The sequence below is a fragment of the Streptomyces sp. NPDC037288 genome, assembly GCF_055603265.1.
Window position 1 is genome coordinate 59,842 of record NZ_JBVJVY010000011.1, and the last position, 23,115, is coordinate 82,956.

Annotated in this window: 21 protein-coding genes; 12 read left to right on the forward strand and 9 right to left on the reverse strand. The window is 71.4% G+C overall.

The genetic code is table 11. The features are described from left to right. Positions 1-78 precede the first annotated feature (78 nt). On the reverse strand, positions 79-795 hold the full coding sequence (locus tag ACZ7GZ_RS15675) for a hypothetical protein (protein WP_471024451.1): 717 nt from the start codon (positions 793-795) through the stop codon (positions 79-81). Positions 796-919: 124 nt separating this feature from the next. Here ACZ7GZ_RS15675 and ACZ7GZ_RS15680 point away from each other — a divergent pair, with 124 nt between their 5' ends. Both ACZ7GZ_RS15680 and ACZ7GZ_RS15685 read left to right on the forward strand, forming a co-directional pair. After that, positions 920-2,131: a pyridoxal phosphate-dependent aminotransferase gene (locus ACZ7GZ_RS15680; RefSeq protein WP_471024452.1), complete on the forward strand. Its 1,212-nt coding sequence runs from the start codon at positions 920-922 to the stop codon at positions 2,129-2,131. Positions 2,132-2,246: 115 nt separating this feature from the next. Further along, positions 2,247-2,669 carry an SCO4983 family protein gene (locus ACZ7GZ_RS15685; protein ID WP_471024454.1) on the forward strand — a complete coding sequence of 141 codons (423 nt, stop codon included), beginning with the start codon at positions 2,247-2,249 and terminating at the stop codon, positions 2,667-2,669. Between the two features lie 229 nt (positions 2,670-2,898). Here the strand turns inward: ACZ7GZ_RS15685 and ACZ7GZ_RS15690 are convergent, their stop codons facing one another. Continuing rightward, positions 2,899-4,719 (reverse strand): phosphoenolpyruvate carboxykinase (GTP), encoded by a 1,821-nt coding sequence (locus tag ACZ7GZ_RS15690; RefSeq protein ID WP_471024455.1) that lies wholly within the window; start codon positions 4,717-4,719, stop codon positions 2,899-2,901. 306 nt (positions 4,720-5,025) lie between these two features. On the opposite strand from ACZ7GZ_RS15690, the gene trhA reads away from it, so the two are divergent. From trhA to ACZ7GZ_RS15710, 4 genes are all read left to right on the forward strand, one after another. Next, positions 5,026-5,739, forward strand: coding sequence for a PAQR family membrane homeostasis protein TrhA (gene trhA, locus ACZ7GZ_RS15695; protein WP_471024456.1), 714 nt, complete (start codon positions 5,026-5,028; stop codon positions 5,737-5,739). A gap of 112 nt (positions 5,740-5,851) precedes the next feature. Continuing rightward, the gene (locus ACZ7GZ_RS15700; protein ID WP_471024458.1) at positions 5,852-7,417 is read left to right on the forward strand and encodes an MFS transporter; all 1,566 of its coding nucleotides are present in this window, start codon (positions 5,852-5,854) and stop codon (positions 7,415-7,417) included. Between the two features lie 5 nt (positions 7,418-7,422). Further along, the gene (locus ACZ7GZ_RS15705; protein ID WP_471024459.1) at positions 7,423-8,055 is read left to right on the forward strand and encodes a TetR/AcrR family transcriptional regulator; all 633 of its coding nucleotides are present in this window, start codon (positions 7,423-7,425) and stop codon (positions 8,053-8,055) included. Between the two features lie 33 nt (positions 8,056-8,088). After that, complete coding sequence (locus tag ACZ7GZ_RS15710; protein WP_471024460.1) at positions 8,089-8,820, forward strand: Mut7-C RNAse domain-containing protein; 732 nt, start codon at positions 8,089-8,091, stop codon at positions 8,818-8,820. Positions 8,821-9,072: 252 nt separating this feature from the next. Here the strand turns inward: ACZ7GZ_RS15710 and ACZ7GZ_RS15715 are convergent, their stop codons facing one another. Together ACZ7GZ_RS15715 and ACZ7GZ_RS15720 are read right to left on the reverse strand one after the other, a co-directional pair. Beyond that, a complete protein-coding gene (locus ACZ7GZ_RS15715; RefSeq protein WP_471024462.1) occupies positions 9,073-11,106 on the reverse strand; it encodes a thioredoxin domain-containing protein in 2,034 nt (677 codons plus the stop codon). Then, complete coding sequence (locus ACZ7GZ_RS15720) at positions 11,087-11,677, reverse strand: ArsR/SmtB family transcription factor (RefSeq protein WP_471024464.1); 591 nt, start codon at positions 11,675-11,677, stop codon at positions 11,087-11,089. Before ACZ7GZ_RS15720 ends, ACZ7GZ_RS15715 begins: the two co-directional genes overlap by 20 nt. Positions 11,678-11,797: 120 nt before the next feature. Here ACZ7GZ_RS15720 and ACZ7GZ_RS15725 point away from each other — a divergent pair, with 120 nt between their 5' ends. Then, positions 11,798-12,184, forward strand: a complete 387-nt coding sequence (locus tag ACZ7GZ_RS15725; protein ID WP_471024465.1) for a hypothetical protein — start codon at positions 11,798-11,800, stop codon at positions 12,182-12,184. Between the two features lie 570 nt (positions 12,185-12,754). Then, positions 12,755-15,958 (forward strand): tetratricopeptide repeat protein, encoded by a 3,204-nt coding sequence (locus ACZ7GZ_RS15730; protein ID WP_471024467.1) that lies wholly within the window; start codon positions 12,755-12,757, stop codon positions 15,956-15,958. A 9-nt stretch (positions 15,959-15,967) separates the two neighbouring features. On the opposite strand, the gene ACZ7GZ_RS15735 is transcribed toward ACZ7GZ_RS15730, so the two are convergent. Further along, positions 15,968-16,213, reverse strand: a complete 246-nt coding sequence (locus ACZ7GZ_RS15735) for a hypothetical protein (protein WP_471024469.1) — start codon at positions 16,211-16,213, stop codon at positions 15,968-15,970. Next, positions 16,206-17,087: a mycothiol conjugate amidase Mca gene (mca, locus tag ACZ7GZ_RS15740; RefSeq protein ID WP_471024470.1), complete on the reverse strand. Its 882-nt coding sequence runs from the start codon at positions 17,085-17,087 to the stop codon at positions 16,206-16,208. Before mca ends, ACZ7GZ_RS15735 begins: the two co-directional genes overlap by 8 nt. A gap of 114 nt (positions 17,088-17,201) precedes the next feature. Here mca and ACZ7GZ_RS15745 point away from each other — a divergent pair, with 114 nt between their 5' ends. Both ACZ7GZ_RS15745 and greA read left to right on the forward strand, forming a co-directional pair. Continuing rightward, positions 17,202-17,600, forward strand: a complete 399-nt coding sequence (locus ACZ7GZ_RS15745; protein ID WP_471024471.1) for a DUF4307 domain-containing protein — start codon at positions 17,202-17,204, stop codon at positions 17,598-17,600. Between the two features lie 189 nt (positions 17,601-17,789). After that, positions 17,790-18,290, forward strand: a complete 501-nt coding sequence (gene greA, locus ACZ7GZ_RS15750) for a transcription elongation factor GreA (protein WP_471024473.1) — start codon at positions 17,790-17,792, stop codon at positions 18,288-18,290. An 80-nt stretch (positions 18,291-18,370) separates the two neighbouring features. Here the strand turns inward: greA and ACZ7GZ_RS15755 are convergent, their stop codons facing one another. From ACZ7GZ_RS15755 to ilvA, 3 genes are all read right to left on the reverse strand, one after another. Then, positions 18,371-19,228, reverse strand: coding sequence for an ABC transporter permease (locus ACZ7GZ_RS15755; RefSeq protein WP_471024474.1), 858 nt, complete (start codon positions 19,226-19,228; stop codon positions 18,371-18,373). Beyond that, positions 19,225-20,223 carry an ATP-binding cassette domain-containing protein gene (locus ACZ7GZ_RS15760; RefSeq protein ID WP_471024476.1) on the reverse strand — a complete coding sequence of 333 codons (999 nt, stop codon included), beginning with the start codon at positions 20,221-20,223 and terminating at the stop codon, positions 19,225-19,227. The genes ACZ7GZ_RS15755 and ACZ7GZ_RS15760 overlap by 4 nt, the downstream gene beginning before the upstream one ends. Before the next feature lie 259 nt (positions 20,224-20,482). Next, a complete protein-coding gene (ilvA, locus tag ACZ7GZ_RS15765; RefSeq protein ID WP_471024477.1) occupies positions 20,483-21,712 on the reverse strand; it encodes a threonine ammonia-lyase in 1,230 nt (409 codons plus the stop codon). A 162-nt stretch (positions 21,713-21,874) separates the two neighbouring features. Between ilvA and ACZ7GZ_RS15770 the strand changes: the two genes are divergently transcribed. Next, on the forward strand, positions 21,875-22,381 hold the full coding sequence (locus ACZ7GZ_RS15770; RefSeq protein WP_471024642.1) for a MarR family winged helix-turn-helix transcriptional regulator: 507 nt from the start codon (positions 21,875-21,877) through the stop codon (positions 22,379-22,381). A gap of 168 nt (positions 22,382-22,549) precedes the next feature. Then, a complete protein-coding gene (locus ACZ7GZ_RS15775; protein ID WP_471024479.1) occupies positions 22,550-23,050 on the forward strand; it encodes a sigma factor-like helix-turn-helix DNA-binding protein in 501 nt (166 codons plus the stop codon). Positions 23,051-23,115: the final 65 nt, after the last annotated feature.

The following is a 23,115-nucleotide window of genomic DNA, read 5'->3' on the forward strand; positions in this document are numbered from 1 at the left end:
CGCGGTGGAGTGGCCGGAGCACAGGACGAAGCGGCCCTGGGGCCACCCGCCCGGCCGACACGGAAGCGGCCCCGCCGGTCAGCGGGGGCGTTTGGTGGCGCCGTGACCGCGGCCCCGGCTGCTGGGCAAGCTCGATGGGGAGGCGGTCGGGGTGGCCGTCGTTGTGGTGAGGGTGGGCGTGGGGGTGGGGGGAGCGGTGGGCGCGGCGGTCGTGGTGCCGCTCGGGCCGCCGGTTGACTGGGACGCGCGGACGGCCGGGGCGGCCGTCGAGCCGGACGACACGACCGAGGGCGAGCCGGCGGCGGCCGTCGAGACGGGCGGGGGCGGGGAGCCGTTGTCCGTGCGGGGGCTCGCGGTGGCCGAGTCACCGACGGCGACGCGTCCGGCACCGGCCGGCCGGGACCCGTCCGGGGGTGCGGAATCCGAGCCGCCCGCCACAGCGGCGATCACCGCGACCGCGCCGGCCACACCCAGCACCCCGGCGACGGCCGCCACCCGCCGGCGACCGCCCGCGCGCTTCCCGGCGCGCCGCCGCGCGGCCCTGCCCTCACCCGGCGGGGCCGGCTCGGTCAGCGGGGGCAGCTCGCGCGTCTCGTCGTAGGCGCTCTGCCAGCCGTGCGCGGCGGCCGGGTCGGTGTACTCCTCGTACGCCGGCGCCGGGGCCGGCCGGAGGTACACGCTCGGCGGTGCCGGAGGCGACGGCTGTGCGAGGGGCGTGTCCGGCAGCTCCCGATGCTCACCGCCCGGGCCCTGTGCGCCGTACGCCCCCGCCTGGTGCTCCCGTTCGGTGGACATGACAGCGGATTGTAGGGACGCAAGTGACCGCTGAGACAGCCTTCGGCGATATCCGGGCAAACCTCCGGTCTCACGTGGTGGAAAACACGACCCATGAGGCATTACCGGGCCGTAAGCTCACGACATGCAGGTGATCCAGTCGACCAAGCTCGCCAACGTCTGTTACGAGATCCGGGGCCCGGTTCTCGAGGAGGCCATGCGGCTCGAGGCGGCGGGACACCGCATTCTCAAGCTCAACACGGGCAACCCGGCCGCCTTCGGCTTCGAGTGCCCGCCGGAGATCCTCGAGGACGTCCTCCGCAACGTCTCCAGCGCGCACGGCTACGGCGACGCCAAGGGCCTGCTGGCCGCCCGCCGCGCGGTCGTCATGCACAACCAGACCCTCGGCATCGAGACGGACGTCGAGCACGTCTTCATCGGCAACGGCGTCTCCGAGCTGATCGTGATGGCCATGCAGGGCCTTCTCGACGACGGCGACGAGGTCCTCGTCCCGGCCCCGGACTACCCCCTGTGGACGGCGGCCGTCTCCCTCTCCGGCGGTACGGCGGTGCACTACCGCTGTGACGAGCAGTCCGACTGGATGCCCGACCTCGCCGACGTCGAACGCAAGGTCACCGACCGCACCAAGGCGATCGTGATCATCAACCCCAACAATCCGACGGGGGCCGTGTACGACGAGGCGATGCTCAAGGGGCTCACCGACATCGCCCGCCGGCACAACCTGCTGGTGTGCTCCGACGAGATCTACGACAAGATCCTCTACGACGGCGCCACCCACACCCCGACCGCCAAGGTCGCCCCCGACCTGCTCACCCTCACCTTCAACGGCATGTCGAAGGCGTACCGGGTGGCCGGCTACCGGGTCGGCTGGATGTCGGTCTCCGGCCCGCGCGCCCACGCCGACTCCTACATCGAGGGCCTGACGATCCTGGCGAACATGCGCCTGTGCGCGAACATGCCGGGACAGCACGGGGTGGTCGCCGCGCTCAGCGGACGCCAGTCGATCAACGACCTGGTGCTGCCGGGCGGCCGGCTGAAGGAGCAGGTGGACACCGCCTACGAGCTGCTGACGCAGATCCCGGGCGTGAGCTGTGTACGGCCCAAGGGCGCGCTGTATCTCTTCCCGCGCCTCGACCCCCAGGTCTTCAAGATCAAGGACGACCGGCGGATGGTCCTGGACCTGCTGCGCCAGGAGAAGATCATGGTCGTCCAGGGCACGGGCTTCAACTGGCCGGAGCCGGACCACTTCCGCGTGGTGACCCTGCCCACGGTCGGCGATCTCCGGGACGCGATCACCCGGATCGGGCACTTCCTGGACGGGTACGGCCAGCCTTGACGCCCTCACCCGGCCCGGGGTGGGAGCTCGACCGGGGCAATCCGTGACCCGACTCAACTTTAGACGAAATCCAAGCTAGGATGGCTTCCTGTCAGAGCACAGGAGGCCATCACCCATGTACGAGCCGATCCGCACCAAGTCGGTCCACCGCACGATGGCCGGCACCACCTCCGACTTCCCCCACCGCTCGCGCGAGGAGGAGCTGGACATCCAGCTCGCCGGGCACCTCGCGGCCCTGCTCGCCGTGACCGACGAGCTGCGCGGGCTGACTCCGTCGGCCGACCTGGAGACCTCCGCCGAGCGGCTCGCCGCCCAGGTGGCCCGGCTCCGGGGAGGACGCGCCCCGCTGCGGGCGACGCCGTCCGCCGCCGGGGACCCCGCAGCGCTGCACCGGCGCGCGCACGCCCTCGCCGGGCGCGCGCTCGTGGTCGCCGCCTCGCGCGCGGACACGGCGGCGGCGATCCTCGCGGCCGAACGGATGGACGCCCACGGTGCCGCCTTGCCGGCCGACCCGAAGGAACTCAGCACGGCCCACTGACCCCACCTGCGGGGTCCCTCGATCGGCCCCGGTCCGCGTGCACCCGCAGCGACGCGCGGACCGGGCGCCCCTGCACTGCGCCGACTCCGGCTCCGGCTCCGGCCGGCTTCCCGGGGTGTAGCCGGGGCCCCGCACTCCGTTGTGCGGGGCCCCGGTGGGTGGTCACCACGGCCGGCCGTGACGATCGCTGGTCAGGGCATCCGGACCGGCCGTGGGGTCGCAGGCGGGACTAGCCCAGGCGCTCCACCAGCGCGCGGTACTGGTCCCACAGCTCCTTCGGGGTGTGGTCGCCGAAGGTGTTGAGGTGCTCGGGGACCAGGGCGGCCTCCTCGCGCCAGACCTCCTTGTCGACCGTGAGAAGGAAGTCCAGGTCGGACTCGGACAGTTCGAGGCCCTTGGTGTCCAGCGCGCCCTTGGCCGGCAGCACGCCGATCGGGGTCTCGACGCCCTCGGCCTTGCCGTCCAGGCGCTCCACGATCCACTTCAGGACACGGGAGTTCTCGCCGAAGCCCGGCCAGACGAACTTGCCCTCGTCGTTCTTGCGGAACCAGTTGACGTAGTAGATCTTCGGCAGCTTGGCCTGGTCCTTGCCCTTGGCGACGTCGACCCAGTGGCCCATGTAGTCGCCCATGTTGTAGCCGCAGAACGGCAGCATCGCGAACGGGTCGCGGCGCAGCTCGCCGACCTTGCCCTCGGCGGCGGCGGTCTTCTCGGAGGCCACGTTGGCGCCCAGGAAGACCCCGTGGTTCCAGTCGAAGGACTCCGTCACCAGCGGCACCGCGCTGGCGCGCCGGCCGCCGAAGAGGATCGCCGAGATCGGCACGCCCTTCGGGTCCTCCCACTCCGGCGCGATGATCGGGCACTGGGACGCGGGGACCGTGAAACGGGCGTTGGGGTGCGCGGCCGGGGTCTCGGACGCCGGCGTCCAGTCGTTGCCCTTCCAGTCGGTCAGGTGGGCCGGAGCCTCCTCGGTCATACCCTCCCACCACACGTCGCCGTCGTCGGTGAGCGCGACGTTGGTGAAGACCGCGTTGCCCCACAGGGTCTTCATCGCGTTGGCGTTGGTGTGCTCGCCGGTGCCGGGCGCGACGCCGAAGAAGCCGGCCTCGGGGTTGATCGCGTACAGGCGGCCGTCCTCGCCGAACCGCATCCAGGCGATGTCGTCGCCGATGGTCTCCACGGTCCAGCCGGAGATCGTGGGCTCCAGCATGGCGAGGTTGGTCTTGCCGCAGGCGCTCGGGAAGGCGGCGGCGACGTACCTGGACTCGCCCTGCGGCGGGGTGAGCTTGAGGATCAGCATGTGCTCGGCCAGCCAGCCCTCGTCACGCGCCATGACCGAGGCGATACGCAGCGCGTAGCACTTCTTGCCGAGCAGGGCGTTGCCGCCGTAGCCGGAGCCGTAGGACCAGATCTCGCGGTCCTCGGGGAAGTGGGAGATGTACTTGGTGGAGTTGCACGGCCACGGGACGTCGTCCTGGCCCTCCTCCAGCGGGGCGCCGAGGGAGTGGACGGCCTTGACGAAGAAGCCGCTGTCGCCGAGTTCGTCCAGGACGGCCTGGCCCATGCGCGTCATCGTGCGCATGGAGACGGCGACGTAGGCGGAGTCGGTGATCTCCACGCCGATCGCGGACAGCGGGGAGCCGAGCGGGCCCATGCAGAACGGGACGACGTACATGGTGCGGCCCCGCATGGAGCCGCGGAACAGGCCCTTGTCGCCGCTGAAGATCTCCCGCATCTCGGCGGGGGCCTTCCAGTGGTTGGTCGGGCCGGCGTCCTCCTCCTTCTCGGAGCAGATGAACGTCCGGTCCTCGACACGCGCGACATCGGTCGGGTCGGAGGCGGCGTAGTAGGAGTTGGGGCGCTTGATCGGGTCGAGCCTCTTGAAGGTGCCCCTGGCCACCAGCTCCGCGGACAGCCGGTCGTACTCGGCCTCGGAGCCGTCACACCAGACCACGCTGTCCGGCTGCGTCAGTTCGGCGATCTCGTCGACCCACGAGATCAGTTCCTGGTGTCGGGTGGGAACGCTGGAAGCCGAGTTGTCGCGCGCCACGGTTGCTCCTAAGTGAGGGATTCATGCCCTTGTAAGGGATTTTTTCCTTGTTGCCCCGTGGGGGCTGCGACCCGGACGCTTCACTGATGCTCATCCGGTGCCGACTGCACTCATTTGATCATCCGACGCGAGTGCCCATATGTCCAGGGGGCCTCACAGGTGAGCGACGTGAGGAAAACCACGGTTTCCAGGCCCGTTTACGTTTCCTTTACGTCCAGGTTTGCGACACCTGAAGGTCTTTTTGCGTTCGATCGACCAAGAGCCGCACTGATAGCCGACTTACGGCGCCGTAGGTACCATGCCCGCATGACTGCGTCCGCCCCCGACGCGCCCACGGAGACGCCGGCCAGCGGCCGCGGTCCCGTCGCGCTCTCCTTGTCGCACCCGGTCAAACCCAGGCTCCGCGGCTGGCTGCACCTCGGCATGTTCCCGGCCGTACTCATCGCGGGCCTCGTGCTCACCGCCCTCGCCGACTCCGGCAGAGGCCGCATCGCCTGCGGGATCTACGTCCTGACGGCCTGCCTGCTCTTCGGCGTCAGCGCGCTGTACCACCGGGGCGACTGGAGCCCCCGCATGGACGGTGTCCTGCGCCGCCTGGACCACGCCAACATCTTCCTGATCATCGCGGGCACCTACACCCCGCTGACCCTGCTGCTCCTGCCCGGCGCGAAGGGCCAGTGGCTGCTGTGGAGCATCTGGGCCGCCGCCGCGGCCGGCATCGTCTTCCGCGTCTTCTGGGTCGGCGCCCCGCGCTGGCTCTACACGCCCTGCTACATCGCGATGGGCTGGGCAGCCGTGTTCTTCCTGCCCGACTTCCTGCGCACCGGCGGCATCGCGGTACTGGTCCTGGTGATCGTCGGCGGCCTGCTCTACAGCGTCGGCGGCGTGGTCTACGGCATCAAGCGGCCGAACCCGTCCCCGCGCTGGTTCGGCTTCCACGAGGTCTTCCACTCCTTCACGCTCGCCGCGTTCGTCGTCCACTACGTCGGCATCTCGCTGGTGGCCTACCAGCACGCGTAACCCCACTCCCCCGCTCCTTTCCGGCCACGGCTCACCTGCCGTGGCCGTTTTCGTGCGCCTGAGACCAGCTCGCCATTGACAGGCTGACCATTTTGAGAGTTACTCTCAATTCATGGTTACAGTCACGCACGTCGATGAGACGCGGCACGACCCCCGCCGCTGGTGGGCCCTCGGGGCCCTGGTCGCGAGCATGCTGGTGCTCGGTTTCGACACCACGATCCTCAACGTGGCGCTGCCGACGATGGCCGGGCAGCTCGGCGCCACGACGGGCCAGCAGCAGTGGATGGCGGACGCGTACGTCGTCGTCTTCGCCGCGCTGATGCTCCCGGCCGGACTGCTCGGGGACCGGTTCGGGCGCCGCCGGATGCTGATCACCGGGCTCCTGGTCTTCCTGGCCGGCTCCCTACTGGGCACCCTGGCCGGCGAGGTGAACGTGGTGACCGCCGCGCGCGCGGTGATGGGCGTCGGCGCGGCGCTGATCATGCCGCTGGCGATGTCCGTGCTGCCGTCGCTGTTCACGCCCGACGAGCAGGGCAGGGCCATCGCCCTCGTCTCCACCGGCTCGGCGCTGGGGATGCCCCTGGGCCCGATCATCGGCGGCTGGCTGCTGGAGCACTTCTGGTGGGGCTCGATCTTCCTGATCAACGTCCCGATGGTCGCGATCGCCGTCCTCGCCTGCGTGTTCCTGCTGCCCGAGACCCGAGACCCGGCCACTCCGAGGGTCGACGCGCTGTCCACCGCGTTCACCACCGCCGGCCTCGGCGCCCTCATCTACGCGATCATCGAGGCACCCGACCGAGGCTGGGGCGGCCCGCTGGTTATCGGCATGTTCGCCGGGTCGGCCGTCCTGCTCGCCGGGCTGGTCCTGCGCTCGCGCCGCGTCGAGCGCCCCATGCTCGACATGACACTCCTGGCCCACCGCGGTTTCCTGCTCAACACCGTCGCCGCGACCCTGGTGATGTTCGTCCTGTCCGGCCTGATGTTCGTACTGCCGCCCTATCTGCAGGCGGTCCTCGGCAACGACACCCTCGGCACCGGCGTACGGATGCTGCCGATGGTCCTCGGTCTGTCCGTCGCCGCGAAGCTCGCCCCGCCGGTCGCCGCCCGCTTCGGTGCGCGCGCCTCGGTCAGCGCCGGCCTGGTGGTCCTCGCCTTCGCCGCGCTCCTCGGCAGTCGTACGACGACCGACTCCGGCTACGGTTTCACCGCACTGTGGCTCACCGTCGCCGGACTGGGCTTCGGCTTCGCGCTCGTCCCGGCCATGACCGGGGCGCTCGCCACCCTGCCCCGGGACCGGGCCGGCAGCGGCTCCGGGCTGCTGATGACCCTGCGCCAGGTCGGCTCCGCCACAGGCATCGCCCTGCTCGGCAGCCTGCTGGCCAACGCCTTCCGCGACCGGCTCGACGTGGCCGGCCTTCCCGCACCCGCCGCCGACACCGCCGGGGACTCGGTCGTCGCCGCCCGAGTGATCGCCGAGAAGACCCACTCCGCCCACCTCGCCGCCTCCGCGAACAGCGCGTACGTCCACGGCATGACCGTCGTCCTGCTGGTGTGCGGTGCCGCCGCCCTGGTCTCCGCGCTGCTGGCGGCGGCGTTCCTGCCCGGGACGGCGGCGGCGCGGCCCACGGAGGCCGTCGCTCCCGGCGTGGCCGCTCCCGCGGAGGATGCCCGACAATGACCCGCATGACGGCCGCACGTTCCCCCCTCTCCCCCGCCGACCGCCCGCAGCTGAGTCTCCGCGAGCGCAAGAAGATCAAGACCCGGGAGGCGATCCGCACCGCGACGTACGAACTGGTCACGGAGCAGGGGTACGACGCCACGACGATCGACCAGATCGCCGATCGGGCCGAGGTGTCGCCGTCGACCGTCTTCCGGTACTTCCCGACCAAGGAGGACATCGTCCTCACGGACGAGTACGACCCGCTCATCCTGGAGGAGATCCGGGCGCGGCCCGCCGACGAACCCTGGTTCGAGACCATGCGGTACGTCCTGCACCGGGCCGTCGAGTTCGGCATCGACAACGACCCCGCGGTCTCCCGGCTGCGCACCCACCTCATGGTCCAGGTCCCGGCGGTGCGCTCGCGGATGATGGAGAGCATGTCGTCCACCGGTCGCATGCTCTGCCAGGCCATCGGCGAGCGCACCGGACGCGACCCCGACGGCCTGGAGGTCCGGGTACACGCCATGTCCCTGATCGGCGCCCTGATGGAGACGTCCATGTACTGGGCGGAGAACGACCACCGGGACGACTTCCACGGCCTGATCGACCGCGCCCTCGACGTCCTGGAGCACGGCCTGCCCACCGAAAACCACTGAGGTCCGGGCAGCGCCCCGTGCGATGCTGACGGGGTGAACCGACCCGAGATCCACGTCGAAGTCGCCCCCGCGCTCCACCTGTTCGTGCCGGCCGCCCGCCGGACCGGCGCCACGCCGCTCGGCACCGACGGCGTCTCGACGCTCGGCCATGTCATCGAGTCCCTCGGCGTGCCGTTGACCGAGGTCGGCGCACTGGTCGTGGACGGCCGCGAAGTACCCGTCTCGCACATCCCGGCGGCGGGCGAGACGGTGTCCGTCCGTCCCGTCCCCCGCCCCCAGCAGGTCCCCGGCGCCCCGCTCCGCTTCCTCCTGGACGTCCATCTCGGCACCCTGGCCCGCCGGCTGCGCCTGCTCGGCGTGGACACGGCGTACGAGTCGACGGACATCGGCGACCCGGCGCTGGCCGCTCGCTCGGCGGCCGAAAAGCGGGTGCTGCTGAGCCGCGACCGGGGCCTGCTGCGCCGCCGCGAACTGTGGGCGGGGGCCTTCGTCTACAGCACCCGCCCCGACGACCAGCTGCACGACGTCCTCGACCGCTTCGCCCCCGACCTGAACCCCTGGACCCGCTGCACCGCCTGCAACGGTCTGCTGAAGCAGGCCACGAAGGCCGAGGTCGCCCACCAGCTCAAACACGGCTCACAACGCTCGTACGACGTCTTCGCCCAGTGCACGGCATGCGGCCGCGCCTACTGGAAGGGCGCACACCACGACCGGCTGGAGGCGGTCGTGGAGCGGGCGTTGAACATGCGTACCCAGGGGAATTGACCACGGCGCCGGACTCGGCACCGGCTCAGCGGCGCGTGACGTCCCCCTTCCCGCACGCCACCCCGTCCCGGTTGCGGTCCAGGCCCAGCGGGTCGTCGCCGCCGTCTTCTTCACCCTGGGCGGGAAGACCGTCGGCACACAGACATTTGGACAGTTCACCCGCATGACGCTCCCGCGCGCTCACGCAGCTCGGCGATCTTCCGGACTGTTCCCGGACCGCTCCGGGACTGTTCCGGACCGCTCCCGGACTGTTCAGCGGCCGGCGAGTACGGCCCGCAGCCGCTCGGGATCGGTCGTCGGCGCGTCGCAGGTGAAGTGCCGGCAGACGTACGCCGCCGGTTCACCGGCCGCGAGCGGGCGGCCGGCGAGAAGCGGGAACTCGTCGCTCTCCGCAGCGCCGACCGCGACCACGGCACCCGGGGCGGTACCCAGAAGTGCCGTACGGTGCAGGAGGGTTGTCCGCTCGTCCGCGAGGTCGGGACCGACGACGGCGACCTCCTTCGGCCCGTCGAGGAGGGCCTCGGCGACGGCGAGCCCCCAGCCGATGAACCTGGGCACACGCGGTCCGAGGGTCTTCACGACGCCCAACGCGCGTTCCGCCGCGGTGCGATGGGCCTCGGACCCGGTGTGGGCGGCATAGCCCAGCAGGGCGCCGGCCGCGGCGGTCCAGCCGGACGGGGTGGCGTTGTCGGTGGGGTCCTGCGGCCGGCGGATGAGCCGCTCGGCGTCGGAGGCGGTGTCGTAGAGCGCACCGGTCTCCGGGTCGGCGAAACGGGCGAGCACATGGTCGAGGAGAAGCCCGGTGAAATCGAGCCAGACGCCCTCCCCCGTTACGGACGCGAGCGCGAGGAAGCCCTCGGCGACATCGGCGTAGTCCTCCAGCACACCGGCGTTGGGGCCGACCCGGCCGTCCTTGCTGGTACGGGCGAGGCGGGCGTGTTCGTCGAGGTGGACGCGGACGAGGAGGTCGGCGGCGCCGAGGGCGGCCTCGATCAGGTCGGGCCGGTCGAAGTAGGCGCCGGTCTCGGCGAGCGCGGCGACGGCGAGTCCGTTCCAGGCGGCGACGACCTTGTCGTCCCGGCCGGGCGCGGCTCGCTGCGCCCGCTTCCGGAGCAGGCGTTCCCTGATGGAGGCGATCCTCCGGGCGTCGGACAGGACGTCTTCCTGGGGGAGCTGGAGGACGGACTGCCCGTGCTCGAAGGTCCCTTCGTCGGTCACGCCGAAGTACTGGGCGGCGAGTTCCCCGTCCGCGTCCCCGAGGAGCGCGCGCAGCTGCTCGGGCGTCCACACGTAGTACGCGCCCTCGACATGCCGCCCGCTGCCGTCGTCACTGTCGGCGTCGAGCGCGGAGGCGAACCCGCCATCTTCCGTACGCAGTTCACGTACGAGGAAGTCGGCGGTCTCCACGGCGACACGCCGGGCGAGGTCCGAGCCGGTGGCCCGCCACAGGTGCGCGTACACCCGGCACAGCAGGGCGTTGTCGTACAGCATCTTCTCGAAGTGCGGCACGACCCAGTCGCGGTCGACGGAGTAGCGGGCGAACCCGCCGCCGAGCTGGTCGTAGATACCGCCCCGGGCCATGCGCTCACAGGTGTCCTGCGCCATCTGCAGCGCGCCCTCGGCGCCCGTGCGCGCGTGATGCCGCAGCAGGAACTCCAGCACCATGGACGGCGGGAACTTCGGCGCCCCGCCGAATCCGCCGCGCTGCGGGTCGTACTCGCGGGTCAGCCCGAGGAGGGCCTGGGCGAGTTCCGCTTCGCCGGGCGGCTGCGGGGCGTGGCGCACGATCTCCCGCTGCGCGAGGTCACGGACGATCTTCCCGGCCACCTCGGAGACCTCGTCACGCCGGGTGTCCCAGGCCTGCCGGACCCCTTCCAGCACCTGCCGGAAGGAGGGCATCCCGTGCCGCGGCGCGGGCGGGAAGTACGTCCCGAAGTAGAACGGCTCGGCATCCGGGGTGAGGAACACCGTCATGGGCCAGCCACCCTGACCGGTGGCGGCCTGCACGGCTTCCATGTAGACGGCGTCGACGTCGGGCCGCTCCTCGCGGTCGACCTTGATGCTGACGAAGTGCTCGTTGAGGTAGTCGGCGGTGGCCTGGTCCTCGAAGGATTCGTGAGCCATGACATGACACCAGTGACAGCTGCTGTATCCGACGCTCAGCAGCAAGGGTTTGCCGGTCCTGCGGGCCTCGTCGAAGGCCTCGGCCGACCAGGGCCACCAGTCGACGGGGTTGTCGGCGTGCTGGAGCAGGTACGGGGACGTCTCATGGGCCAGTCGGTTCACCGTTCCACTCTCCCACGGGCTCGGGTACCGCGTAGAAACGCATGGACACCGGGCGCGCCTCGTCCGGGGCCTCCTCGCGCGGGCGGCCGTACCGACCGAGCAGGGCGTGGTACTCCCGCATGAAATCGAGCAGTTCCTCCCTGGTCATCCAGGTGCCGTGGCGCTGGATCTGGGCCCAGCCCTCGGGGCCGCGGTACTCCTGGTAGGCGCGGCGGTAGAGGGCGGTGTCCAACTCGATCTTGATGTGGGCGACCTCGGTGGCGGCCGCGTACTCCTCCGGGGGCATCGCGGCCGGGTCGGGGGTGGTGTGGTCGAAGGGCAGGCTCCGCCACCAGCGCTCCCGGCCGCCGGACTTCTCCGGGATCTCCTCGATGAGCCGCTGCTCGGCGAGTTTGCGCAGGTGGTAGCTGGTGGTGCCGGAGCTTTCGCCGAGTTCGCGGGCGAGGACGGTGGAGTTCGCCTCGCCGTGCCGGCCGAGGTACTCGAGGATCCGGCGGCGCAGGGGGTTGCCGAGGGACTTGTAGAGGGCGGTGCGCTCCAGGCTGGTCATCTCGGGCATGCCGTCGGTCATGCGGCCACCGTAACCCTGGAGAACCCTGAGAAGTCCCTGAGGTCCGCCTACTTTTCTTTGCAGAATTTTCTCTGCGGTCTACGGTGGAGGCAGTCGGGAGACGACGGTGAAGGGGAGGGCGTGACCGTGCGGAAGAAGTGGCTGTGGGTCCTGCTGGGGGCGGCGGGGGCTTCACTGGTGCCGTGGATGGTGGTGCTGGCCCTGACCCTGCCGGGCAGCACCAAGGTGGACAACTGGCCGCTGACCTGGATCGGTCTCGACGTCCTCATGGCGGCGGGCTGCGCGGCAACCGCCTCGCTCGGCCTGCGCGGCGACGCCAGGGCCCGCCTGACGGCCTCGGCGACGGCGTCGGTGGCGGTGCTGGACGCCTGGTTCGACATAACGACGGCGGGCACGGGAGCTCCGCTGGCCGAGGCGCTGCTGTGCGCGGTGGCGGAGGGGGCACTGGCAGGGGCGTGCGTGTACCTGGCGGTGTCCGAACGGCGAGGACCGGTGGACACCCGCTGAGACGCCCGAGCACGCCCCGGGACGCGCTCAGCCGGTGAGCGTGCCCGGCACCCGCACCGGGTTTCTCCGGATCACCACACGCGTCACCTCCGGTGACAGTGCCCGATACTCCCGGCCGGCGCCCCCCTCGTACTCGACGTAACGCGGCGGGTCCGCCGGGCCGTACAGGGTCAGCCTCACTCGCGCGTCCCGGCGGCCGTTCCGTTCCCTGGGCCGCCCGGCGGCCGTTGAGCACGAGCGGGTCATCCCCCTCCCTCCCCGCCCGGACGACCGAGGCCCGGGGCTCCCGTCCGCGTTGACGGTGGCCAGGACCGCCGGGACCGGATCGTCCGGCAGCTTGCGTACGGCATCGTCCAAGGGGACTGTCACAACCGGAACCCAGACCGCCCGGCGACTGCCTGCCACTCGGATCACCTCCGCCCGACCGCCTTTCCCGCACACCGAACGGCACCCGCCCGCAGGGACGTTGCCGCACCCGCCCGACTCGCCGTCGATGACCACCCCTCCCGCTTCCGCCCCCGCCGAAGGACACTCGTACGCAATGACGGTGCGGCCGGAGGGGGACGGGACATGCGGGACGGGCATCGGGCGGAGGCCGAGCGGCTGCTGGTGCGGGCGGTCGAGGAGGAGGTCCGGCGCTCGGGCGGGCGGATCGACGGGCAGGTGCTGCTGTCCCGGGCGCGCGGTGCGCTGGACACGATGGCGGGGGCGGCCGGCGAGGAGTACGAGACCTACACCCGCGCCCTGGACGAGGCCGAGGCGGGCCGGCTGACCTTCGGGCAGCGGTACGCCCGCCAGGGCGCCGGAACCGCCTTACTGGTGGCGGCCGTTGCCGCGGTGGCCGCCACCGTGGCCGACCTGTCGCTCGGCACCGGTACCGGTACGGCCGTCGGCGCGGGCGTCACCGCGGGCGTGGTCGGGGCCGCCGGCTCCGTGGTGAAGGCGGCCGGGACCCATGTGCCCGCCGCGCATCACCGCGCGGGCGCCGCCGGACAGCCGGGCGGAGCCGAGCAGTTGCGGCTGCAGTGGCTGACCGCGCTGGAGGTGCGCGGCATCCGCCCGTTCCTCGACCAACAGCGGGTGATCAGCGCCTCCACGGGCCCGAAGAAGACCGGCGGCCCCGCGCTGCGCGGCGCGGACAAGAGCGCCGCGGCCCGCCGGCGCACGGTGCTGGAGCAGTCCTTCGGGCAACTCCCGGAACCGGACGGCCCGTTCGCGGGGCGCCGGGCGGAGCTGGCACGGATCCGGCAGTGGGCGCAGGCGGCCAGAGCGGCCACGGAGACGCGGCCGACCGTCGTCGTGCTGCACGGCGAGCCCGGCTCCGGCCGGACCACGCTCGCGGTGCGCGCGGCGCACGATCTGCGGGACCACTTCCGCGGCGCGGTGGTCGTGGACCTGCGCGGCGGCACCCGCGGGGAGGCACCGCTCGCCACCCGGGACGCCCTGCTGCATCTGCTCAACCGGCTCGGCGCACCCCGCGAACAGCTGCTGTTCCGGGAGCGCTCCTCCCCCGACCAGCAGGTCAAGCGACTCGGCGAGCTGTACCACCAGCAGCTGACCGGGCTGCCGGTGACGATCGTGCTGGACGACGCCTCGGACCCGGAGCAGGTGCGGGCGCTGGTGCCCGAGCGCTCCGACAGTCTGATCCTGGTCACCGCCCGTACCGCCCTCGACCTCCCGGCCGACCTGCCGGCCTGGGTGCACCACCTGCCGGTCGAGGCACTGGACGCGGCCGGTGCCGAGGAACTGCTCGGCGCGGCGGCCGAGGACGCGTCGGGTCCGTACGACGCCGAGTCCGCCGAACGGATCCAGGCGTTGTGCGCGGGGCTGCCGCTGGCGCTCAGGATCGCGGGCTCCGCGCTCGGCCCTCGCTCGCCCCGGCAGCTGGCCGCGGACCTGGGCGCGTACGGCCCGGTGGAGCCGGTGGAGCGGGCCCTGTGGCTGCGCTACACCGACCAGCCGGAGCCCGCGCGCCGGCTGCTGCGCAGGCTCGCGCTCGCGGGCCGGGCCTCGCTGGGCGCCGCTGCGGCTGCCGCCCTGCTCGCCACGAACGAGGCGGAGGCCACGCGCCACCTCGCCGCGCTCGCCGCAGCCGGCCTCATCGACCATGTGCGCGGCAGCCGCTACCGGCTGCACGACCTGGTGCGCGCCTTCGCCCAGGCCCGGCTGCTGGACGAGGAGGACCCGGCCGAGCGCACGGCGGCGCAGGAACGGCTGATCGTGAACTACGCCGAGCTGGCCGATTCGGTGCTGCGCCTGGTCGACGGGAACATGTCGACGCGCGCGCACCAGTTCGGTTCGCACGGCTTCACCTCGCTGGACGAGGCGCTGCGCTGGCTGGACGACGAGTCCAGCTTCATCACCGCGGCGCTGCGGCACGCGGAGGGCGTGGACCAGTCGGCGGTGCTGAACCTTCTGGGCGCGCTGTGCGACTACTGCCTGCTGCGCGGCGACCTGTACCGGCTCGGCGAGATCAGCGAGCTGACGCAGGCCGTGGACCAGGGGCTGCTGGTGCGGTCGGTCCAGTGGCGTACCGGTATCGCGGCCCGGCAGCTGGGCGAGCTGGACAAGGCGCGCGCCACGCTGACCTCGGTGGTGGACCTGTACCGGGAGGCGCACCACGACGCCGGTGCGGCCCGCGCCCTGTGCTCCCTGGGAATCACGCTGCACCACCAGGGCAACCTCACCGAGGCCGCCGCCAGGCTGCAGGAGGCGCTGGACCTGCAGGCGGCGCCGGAGCTGGCGACGGACCGGGCGTGGACGATGCACGCCCTGGCCGCCGTCCAGCGCGACCGGGCCCGGCTGGCCGAGGCGCTGGAGCTGCTCACCCGCTCCCTGGTCCTGCACCGCGAGGGCGGCTCGCTGCACGGTGAGGCCTGGGCGCACTTCCAGCTCGGACAGCTGGCCCTGCGACTGGGGGACGCGCCGCGCGCGGAGACCGAGCTGCGGGCCGCCCTGGAGCGGTACGGCCGAACGCACGACGCACGCGGCGAGGCCTGGGCGCTGACCCAGCTGGCCCGGGCCCGCCTGGTGGACGGCGACGCCTCGCCGGCCGTGGAGGGCCTGAGGCGGGCCGCCGCCCGGCACCGGGAGAACGAGGACGCGCGCGGCGAGGCGTGGACGTTGTACTACCTGGGCCAGGCGCTGGAGGAGACCGGCGAGCTGGATCCCGCGGTCCGCGACCTGGAGCGGTCCCGGACGATGTTCTCCCGGATGCGGGACGTCTACGGCCTGGCCTGCGCCCGGCACCACTCGGCCCGGGTCACCCGCGACCAGCGGGCCGCGCAGACCGGCTCGCTGCGCAACTCCGGCTTCGCCCGGCAGCTCCTCGTGGACGCCCGAGCCGACTTCCAGCGCATCGGCGTCGCCCACGGCGAGGCGTGGACCTGCCTGGAGCTGGCGGTGGTCGACGCCGGCAATGCCCGTACACAGGCGGCGCTGGCCCTGTGCGACGAGGCGCTGGACCTGTTCGCCTCCTACGGCGACCGGCGCGGCGAGGACTGGGCCCGCTTCCTGCGCTGCACCCTGCTGCCGTACGCGGCGCCGGGCGGGGTGGAGGTGGGCACGGCGGTCGCCCAGGAGGAGCTGGCCCAGCTGGCCCGTGCCGACCACGCCCTGCGGGACGAGAAACTCGCCGACTACGTCTCGGCGTACGCCCTGCTGCTGGAACGCGGCGTCAGCCTGGAGGACGGCTGGCAGGCCTGGCGCCTGCGCATGACTCCGGACCGCCACGCCCGGGAGGTGATGGGGGTGGCGGTACCGGCGTGGCGCTGAGGCTCGGCGTCAGCCCTGTCGTGCCGTGGAGTCGGCCTTCTCGGCCTGCTTCTCGCCGGGCTCCGGGGCCTCCTTGAAGTCGACCTTCCGCATGTGCTTGCTCATCGACTTCATCAGGCCCCACACCGCCAGGGCCATCACCGCGAAGACGATGAAGCCGAGGACACCGGGGGTGACCTTGTTCTGGTCGACCTCCTTGGCGAGGGGGACGAGGTGCGTCACTGCCAGGCTCACGCTTGCGCTCATGTCAGGCATTGTCGCGGATGCCCGCGAAGAGGTCGTCCTCGGGGAGGGAGGTATCGACGAGGGACTTCGCCAGCTCGTACTCCTCCGTCGGCCAGACCTCCTTCTGCAGCTCCATCGGCACCTTGAACCAGCCGCCGTCGGGGTCGATCTGCGTGGCGTGCGCGATCAGCGCCTTGTCGCGGATCTCGAAGAAGTCCGCGCACGGGATGTGGGTGGTCAGCGTGCGCTCGGTGCGCTCGAACTCCTTCCAGCGCTTGAGCCACTCCCCGTACGGCGACTCCATGCCGCGCTCCAGCAGGGCGTTGTGCAGGGCCTCGGTGCGGGGCCGGTTGAAGCCCTGGTTGTAGTACAGCTTCAGCGGCTGGTAGGCGGGGCCGAACTCGGCCTCCGGGTACTTCTCGGTGTCCGCCGCGCCCTCGAACGCCACCATGGAGATCTTGTGGGTCATGATGTGGTCGGGGTGCGGGTATCCGCCGTTCTCGTCGTAGGTGGTGATCACCTGCGGGCGGAAGGAACGGATCTTGCGCACCAGCTCGCCGGCCGCCTTGTCGACGTCCTCCAGGGCGAAGCAGCCCTCGGGCAGCGGCGGCAGCGGGTCGCCCTCGGGCAGGCCCGAGTCGACGAAGCCGAGCCACTCCTGCCCCACGCCGAGGATCTCCCGGGCCTCGTCCATCTCCTTCTTGCGTACCTCGTGGATGTGCTCCTCGATGTACGCGTCGCCCTGCAGCTTGGGATTGAGGATGGACCCGCGCTCTCCGCCGGTGCAGGTCACCACCAGCACGTCCACCCCCTCGGACACGTACTTCGCCATGGTGGCCGCGCCCTTGCTCGACTCGTCGTCGGGGTGCGCGTGAACGGCCATCAGTCGCAACTGGTCAGTCAAGACTCAATCCTCGGTAAGTCGGCGCCCCATGTCTCCGGCGCGATCGCAGGCTTCTATAGTGACCGAATCGGGGGGCGAATAATTCCGGGTTCGGTTCCTGCCGAGAGGACGATCATGAGTACGGCGAGCGCACGGCTGCCCGAGGGCCGCTACGGCCGTTCCTCGGACGAGCGTGCCGACCGCAAGCTCAGGGTCGCCGGTGCGGTGCTCGGCGCGGTGCTGCTCGCACTGGTCGGTTACTTCGCCTACCACTACGTCGTCCAGGCCAGGATCAGCGCCCAGGTGATCACCTTCGACGCCACGGACAACGCCGTCGAGGTGCATCTGGAGGTCCACAAGGACTCCGGCACCTCGGGCTACTGCACCCTGCGCTCCCAGTCGGCGGACGGCGCCGAGGTGGGCCGGGCCGACTTCCGCTTCACCGGATCCGCCACGCGTATCGACCGGGTCGTCACGCTGCGTACGACGGCGAAGGGCACGACGGCCGAGCTGCTCGGCTGCCACACCGGCTGACGGCCGCCGGACACCCCAGCCGTCACCTGGAATACGTGCACGCTGACCTGCGTTGATGCAATTCTGATGGCTTATGTCCTCCCCCTTCCGGCCTTGAATTGTTAGGCTCGTGGTTTCGCCCATCCGAGAGGGAACATGCTTCTGGGTAGGGCGATGCTTTGTATTCCCAGTACCGACGAGGAGCACCCTGTGACCCAGACCAGCGAGAACGTCACCTGGCTGACCCAGGAGGCGTACAACAAGCTCAAGGTCGAGCTTGAGTACCTTACTGGTCCTGCGCGCACGGAGATCGCCGCCAAGATCGCGGCCGCGCGCGAGGAGGGCGACCTGCGCGAGAACGGCGGGTACCACGCGGCCAAGGAGGAGCAGGGCAAGCAGGAGCTGCGCGTGCGGCAGCTGACCCAGCTTCTCGAGAACGCCAAGGTGGGCGAGGCTCCGGCCTCCGCCGACGGCGCCGTCGCGCCCGGTATGGTCGTCACGATCGCCTTCGACGGTGACGAGGACGACACACTGACGTTCCTGCTCGCCTCCCGCGAGTACGCGAGCGCGGAGATCGAGACGTACTCGCCGCAGTCCCCGCTCGGCGCCGGCGTCATCGGCCACAAGGTCGGCGAGGACGCGGAGTACGAGCTGCCGAACGGCAAGAAGGCCTCGGTGAAGATCCTGAAGGCCGAGCCGTACTCGGGCTGATCCTTCCCCGACAGGACCGCCAGCCCCCGGTGTCCGCCGGATTCCGCCGGACGCCGGGGGCTTCACCGTGCCCGCAGCCGTCAGGCGGTGGCCGAGCGGTACTTGCGGACCGCGAGGGTGCGGAATATCGCGGTGATCAGGACGGAGTAGAGCAGCGAGGCCAGGACCGGGTGCTGCATGGGCCAGGCCCCTGAGGTCGACTGGCCGGGGCTGCCCATCAGGACCCGGGCCGCCTGCACGGTGGCGCTGAACGGGTTCCACTCCGCGATGTGCCGTAGCCACGGGGTCATGTTGCTGGTGTCAACGAACGCGTTGGACAGGAAGGTCACCGGGAAGAGCCAGATCAGGCCGCCGGACGTGGCCGCCTCCGGGGTGCGCACGCTCAGGCCGATCAGCGCGCCGATCCAGGTGAACGCGTAGCCGAGCAGAAGCAGCAGGCCGAAGGCCGCGAGGACCTTGCCGGCGTTGGTGTCGTGGAAGGTTCCGACCCGCCAGCCGACCAGCAGCGCGACCACGGCCAGGACGAGCAGGGTCAGCGCCGTCTGGACCAGGTCGGCCAGCGTACGGCCGGTGAGCACCGCGCCGCGCGCCATGGGCAGCGAGCGGAAGCGGTCGATGAGGCCCTTGTGCATGTCGTCGGCGATGCCCGCGCCGGAGCTGGCGGTGGCGAAGGTGACGGTCTGCGCGAAGATGCCGGCCATGAGGAAGTTCTTGTAGCCTTCGGCACTGGTGCTGCCGTCGATCTTCATGGAGCCGCCGAAGACGTAGGTGAACAGCACCACGAACATGATCGGCTGGATGAGCCCGAAGATGACCATCTCCGGGATGCGGGACATCCGGATCAGATTGCGCTTGCCGACGATCAGCGAGTCCCGGACCGACCGGGTGAGCGCGTTGCCCGGCGCCGCGATGCGCACGGTTTCCCTGACGGCACTCATTTCACGGCCTCCTTGCCGTTCGCCTCGGCCTGGTCGGCCGTCTCGGCCACGTGCCCCGTCAGCGACAGGAAGACGTCGTCGAGGGTGGGGCGGCGCAGCCCGATGTCGTCTATCTCGATCCCGCGGGTGTCCAGCTCGCGGATGATCTCGGCGAGCAGCTTGGCGCCGCCGGTGACGGGGACCGTGAGCTTGCGGGTGTGCTCCTCGACCGTGACGTCGCCCTTGCCGACGCCGCGCAGGCTGTATCGGTCCAGGAGAGCGGCGGCGTCGGCGATGTGGTCGCGCTCGTGCACCACGACCTCGACGCGCTCGCCGCCTGTCTGGGCCTTGAGCTGGTCGGAGGTGCCCTGGGCGATGACGCGGCCGTGGTCGACCACCGCTATGTCGTGGGCGAGGTGGTCGGCCTCCTCCAGATACTGCGTGGTGAGCAGCAGGGTCGTACCGCTGGAGACGAGCTGTTTGATGACCTCCCACAGCTGCTGGCGGTTGCGCGGGTCGAGGCCGGTGGTCGGCTCGTCCATGAACATCACCGGCGGCGAGACCACGAGGGCCGCGGCGAGGTCGAGCCGGCGGCGCATGCCTCCGGAGTAGGTCTTGGCGGGGCGGTCGGCGGCGTCCGCGAGGTTGAACTGCTCCAGGAGCTCGGATGCGCGCTGCTTGGCCGCCTTGGACTTCATCTGGTAAAGCTGCCCGACCATCTGCAGGTTCTCGCGGCCGGTCAGGTATTCGTCCACCGCCGCGAACTGGCCGGACAGGCCGATGGAGCGGCGCACGGCGTCGGGGTGCTTCAGCACGTCCACGCCCGCGACGACCGCCTTGCCGCTGTCGGGGCGCAGCAGGGTCGTCAGGCAGCGGACGGTCGTCGTCTTGCCGGCGCCGTTCGGCCCCAGGAGGCCGAGGACGGTGCCCTCGGGCACGTCCAGGTCTACGCCGTCGAGAGCCTTTACGTCGCCGAAGGTTTTCACCAGGCCTTCGGCATGGATGGCGCCTGGCATGTCTGTCTCCACGTCATCGGGGATGTCCGGCGGGGTTTTTCGCAGCGGGTGGAAGCTGTTCGCATCGGGCGGCAGAGGAGCTGTTCGCAAAGGCTAGATTTGATCGGCCGGTTGCGCCCGCCCTTTTCCGGTACGACAGGACGACCCGGACCGCCACAGTCACACCATAACGCGATGTATCGCGTTGCACAATGCACGCCACCCGGACGGGTGGCGCGTCGGGCTTGGCGGCGCGGGCCGCCGCAGCCGTTGGCCAGGATCAGCCGATGACCGTGTAACCAGCGTCCCGCAGGGCCTGGCCGACCTCGGCGCAGTGGGCCGGGCCCTTCGTCTCCAGGTGCAGCTCGACGTCCGCCTCCGTGAGTCCGAGCCGGGGGTCGGTACGTACGTGACTCACATCGAGGACGTTGGCGTCCACCGCCGGCAACACCCCGAGGAGGGTGGCGAGGGCGCCCGGCCGGTCGGTCAGCCGTACCCGGACGGCCAGGTAGCGGCCCTGCGCGGCCATGCCGTGGCGCAGTACGCGCTGCATCAGCACCGGGTCCACGTTCCCGCCGGAGAGCACCGCGACGACCGGGCCCTCGAAGGCGTCCGGCGCGGCCAGCAGCGCCGCGACCGGGCTCGCCCCGGCCGGCTCCACGACCAGTTTGGCCCGCTCCAGACACAGCAGCAGCGCCGCCGACAACTGGTCCTCGCTGACCGTGCGCACCTCGTCGACCAGGTCCGCGATGATCCCGAACGGGACCAGGCCCGGCCGCCCCACCTTGATGCCGTCGGCCATCGTCGCCGGGTTCCGCACCGACACCGGGTGCCCGACGGCCAGCGAGGGCGGATAGGCCGCCGCGCCCTCCGCCTGCACACCGACGATCCTGACGTCCGGCCGTATCGCCTTCACCGCGACCGCGATCCCGGCCGCGAGTCCGCCGCCACCGACACCGACGACGATCGTGCGCACCTCCGGGCACTGCTCCAGGATCTCCAGGCCGACCGTGCCCTGGCCTGCGATGATGTCCGGGTGGTCGAAGGGGTGGATGAACACCGCGCCCGTGGCGGCGGCGTACTCCTCGGCGGCGGCCAGCGTCTCGTCGACCACCTGGCCGTGCAGGCGCACCTCGGCGCCGTAGTCCCGGGTCGCGCTGACCTTCGGCAGCGGGGCGCCCTTCGGCATGAACACCGTGGAGTGCACACCGAGCAGTGCGGAGGCCAGCGCCACGCCCTGTGCGTGGTTGCCGGCGCTCGCGGCCACCACACCGGCCGCCCGCTCCTCCGGCAGCAGCCCGGCGATCCGCACATAGGCGCCGCGCAGCTTGAACGAACCGGTGCGCTGGAGGTTCTCGCACTTCAGGTGCACCGGTGCGCCGATCAGCTGGGACAGGTGCCGACTGCCCTCCATCGCCGTCACCCGTGCTACGCCCGAGAGCATCTTCTGGGCGCCGCGCACATCGTCGAGGGTGACGGAACGCAAGGTGTCAGCCGTGCGGTAGCTCATGACTCCAGCATCGCAGTTCGCGCTAGTACACGACTTGGGTGACCAAGCTCCGAGACCGGTTTGCGCAGGGCCGGTACGGCCCGGCGCCGGGCCGCGTACCCTGTCCCCCAACCCAGCAGCCCTTCATGAAGCGAGCCTCCGGCCATGCCCACAACACCTGAAATGTCGATGGACATGACGACCGTCGGTGACACCGGTCTCCTCGACACCCTCCAGCACGAGGTGGCGGTGTTCGCCCGCCGTGCCGAACAGACGCGGCTCGGCGGTGTCGGGCAGGTGCGCAACTCCATGGACCGCGCGGCGTATCTGCTGCTCAACCGCCTCGACAAGGAAGGCCCGATGGGCGTCAAGGCGCTCGCCGCGAGCATGGGCATCGACTCCTCCACGGTCACCCGGCAGGTGGCTCCGCTGGTCGACACCGGGCTCGTCAAGCGCACCTCGCACCCGGAGGACGGGCGTGCGGTGGTGCTCCAGCTGTCCCCGCGCGGGGTCGCCCGGCTCGAGGAGGTGCGCTCCTCCAGACGTCAGCTGATGGCAGAGCTGACACACGACTGGGCACCGGAGGAGCGCGAGGAGTTCTGCACGCTCCTGACCCGCTTCAACACCGCGCTGTCCACGCGGATGACGGTGCAGGGGGCCGGGCCGGTGGAACCGTCGCCGGCGTCCTGACGGCCGTGGGCCACCGCGACAGCGGGCCACCGGGCCCCCGCCGGGACCGGTCGGTTCCGGAGCCTTGACCCCGGGCCGCCGCTGGCCTCATATGAGACCGGGTCCTGTGTCGTACGCGGTTCACCTGTCCCGTACCGGGCAGCGGGGCCCCCACTGGGGGGAGGCGCGGTGCGTGATCGGCAGGTGTCCCGAGGGGCCCGCCGGGCCCGGGAGTTCGAGGCGTTCGTCGCGGGCGCGGCCGGGCGTCTGCTGCATGCCGCCACCCTGCTCACGGCGGAGGCGCCGCACGCCAACCCGCGCGCACGGCGCCTTCTGACGCTCGCGCTCGCCCACACCTACGCGCGCTGGGACCGGCTGCACGGTGAGGATCCGTACGACTGCGCCCGCCAGTACCTCGCCACCCGGTTCGCGCGCGCGACCTGGCACCGGTACGGCGCCCTCGGCCGCGCCCGCCCCGATCCGAGCAGCCCGCTCGCCGCGCTCACCCCGCAGGAGCGGCTGATCCTCGTACTGCGCCTCTACGAAGGCGTCGCCGAAGAACAGGCAGCGGCCCTGCTGGGGCTCCCCAAGGAACGTGTCCACAGCATCTGCGACCGGGCGACCGCCACGCTGCTCCATCCGTCCCGCCCTACGGGCCCTCCTGCGGCGGGCCGAAAGGTGGTGCCGTGATGAGGGGCTGCGGGGAAGGGAGCGGGCGGGGCGGGGGGAGCGTGGCGGTCGGCCGGGGCGGGGGC

Excerpts from the sequence above, each read along its gene's own strand:
- ACZ7GZ_RS15675 (WP_471024451.1), bottom strand. The coding sequence starts at position 795 with ATGTCCACCGAACGGGAGCACCAGGCGGGGGCGTACGGCGCACAGGGC.
- ACZ7GZ_RS15680 (WP_471024452.1), top strand. The coding sequence starts at position 920 with ATGCAGGTGATCCAGTCGACCAAGCTCGCCAACGTCTGTTACGAGATC.
- ACZ7GZ_RS15685 (WP_471024454.1), top strand. The coding sequence starts at position 2,247 with ATGTACGAGCCGATCCGCACCAAGTCGGTCCACCGCACGATGGCCGGC.
- trhA (WP_471024456.1), top strand. The coding sequence starts at position 5,026 with ATGACTGCGTCCGCCCCCGACGCGCCCACGGAGACGCCGGCCAGCGGC.
- ACZ7GZ_RS15700 (WP_471024458.1), top strand. The coding sequence starts at position 5,852 with ATGGTTACAGTCACGCACGTCGATGAGACGCGGCACGACCCCCGCCGC.
- ACZ7GZ_RS15705 (WP_471024459.1), top strand. The coding sequence starts at position 7,423 with ATGACGGCCGCACGTTCCCCCCTCTCCCCCGCCGACCGCCCGCAGCTG.
- ACZ7GZ_RS15720 (WP_471024464.1), bottom strand. The coding sequence starts at position 11,677 with ATGACCGACGGCATGCCCGAGATGACCAGCCTGGAGCGCACCGCCCTC.
- ACZ7GZ_RS15730 (WP_471024467.1), top strand. The coding sequence starts at position 12,755 with ATGCGGGACGGGCATCGGGCGGAGGCCGAGCGGCTGCTGGTGCGGGCG.
- ACZ7GZ_RS15735 (WP_471024469.1), bottom strand. The coding sequence starts at position 16,213 with ATGCCTGACATGAGCGCAAGCGTGAGCCTGGCAGTGACGCACCTCGTC.
- ACZ7GZ_RS15745 (WP_471024471.1), top strand. The coding sequence starts at position 17,202 with ATGAGTACGGCGAGCGCACGGCTGCCCGAGGGCCGCTACGGCCGTTCC.
- ACZ7GZ_RS15755 (WP_471024474.1), bottom strand. The coding sequence starts at position 19,228 with ATGAGTGCCGTCAGGGAAACCGTGCGCATCGCGGCGCCGGGCAACGCG.
- ACZ7GZ_RS15760 (WP_471024476.1), bottom strand. The coding sequence starts at position 20,223 with ATGCCAGGCGCCATCCATGCCGAAGGCCTGGTGAAAACCTTCGGCGAC.
- ilvA (WP_471024477.1), bottom strand. The coding sequence starts at position 21,712 with ATGAGCTACCGCACGGCTGACACCTTGCGTTCCGTCACCCTCGACGAT.
- ACZ7GZ_RS15770 (WP_471024642.1), top strand. The coding sequence starts at position 21,875 with ATGTCGATGGACATGACGACCGTCGGTGACACCGGTCTCCTCGACACC.